This is a genomic window from Campylobacter sp. IFREMER_LSEM_CL1890 (assembly GCF_025772045.1).
Lineage (GTDB): Bacteria > Campylobacterota > Campylobacteria > Campylobacterales > Campylobacteraceae > Campylobacter_D > Campylobacter_D lari_D.
The window spans coordinates 1-1,433 of the sequence record NZ_JAKMRK010000033.1; the positions used below are offsets into that span (position 1 = coordinate 1).

A 1,433-nucleotide genomic window follows, 5' to 3' on the forward strand; every position below is an offset into this window, starting at 1 on the left:
ATTTAAAAATAGCAAACGACAGCGCTATAGTTGCAGACAATGTCAATCAAATAGCTAATGATATCTTAGAAGATGCTAGGAAGAAAAAATTCTAAATAAGTTAAACCCTTAATGGGTTTAACTTTGATACTCTATTAAATCTACATTTTACATTCAAGTCCACTATTAGAAATACCAAACAAATATTAATTAATTAATTGAAAAATAATTATACTTAAGATAAAATATATCTTAATAATTTAAACATATAAATTAAAGGAGATATATTGTTTTCAAATTTAAAAATAGGGACCAAAATAGTTGCTGTTGTAATTGCAATTATAGTCTTAGGTATTGGAATTTTAGCAAGTGTAATTGCTATGCAATCTTCAAATATCTTACACACTGAAGCAGATAAATTACTTCAAACAAGTGCTTTTAGATATGCAAATATCGTCCGTGGAGCAACAGAAAGTGTACATTCAACACTAATGGGTGCAGAAAACACCATTGATAGCATCATCGCAGAACAAGACACAATAGAAGAACGCAGAATTAAAAATATTTTAGAAGGAGCTTTAGATTCTAATGGCTGGATAGCATATATTTATGTGCATATTCTTGATACTTCCAAATATAATGACATTAACCCTAAACTTTTAACACAATCAAATAAATTTTTAATGCTACTGCACGACACTTCTTTAAGAGAAAAAGGTGGTGTACAATTAGTCCAAGCAGAAGATGTTATTTTAAATCAGCAAAGCGTTGAAAATGCAATAAAAAATAGAAAAGAATCAATAGGCCGACCTCAAAATTTTACCATCAACAATGAAGAAATTCTAGCTTATAATATTGCTGTGCCTATAGTAAGAAAAGGAGAAATCATAGGGGTTATAGGGGCTTTAGGAAGTTTAACACAACTTCAACATGAGCTTACAAATCCTGAAAGAAGTGTTTTTAAAGACGATCAAAGATTATTATTAGGCAAAAATGGTCTAATAGCAGTTAGCCCTGCAACCGAATTTATAGGCAAAAATATTACTCAAATCAACCCGCATCCTAGTGCGAATTTATTAATTGATTTACAAAAAAATCAAACTAATACTCTATTTGACTTCACACCAGCTTCTACAGGAAATGCAAATAGAGCAGCGATAGCAAACTTTGATGTATGGGATGGTGCTGATGATTATTGGTCTATTGTGACTATGGCTCCAGTTGGCTCGATACAAATGCCTATAGAAAAATTAATAGCAACTATAATTATAGTATCTCTTTTCGTAGTTTTAGCTATTGCTTTAATAGTATTTGTATACATAAACAAAGCGGTAAGCTCAAGAATTGTTAATTTACAAAACAACCTACTACACTTTTTTAAATTTATCAATCATGAAACCAAAGATACTATTTTAAGTAAAGATACTAAAAGCAATGATGAGTTAAGTATCATG

General features: G+C 29.9%; 1 protein-coding gene. It reads left to right on the plus strand.

The window, feature by feature from the left end; translation table 11 throughout:
• Window positions 1-266 precede the first annotated feature (266 nt).
• The coding region (locus tag L8W57_RS07825) for a hypothetical protein (RefSeq protein WP_263662324.1) at window positions 267-1,433 on the plus strand (1,167 nt) is incomplete at its 3' end.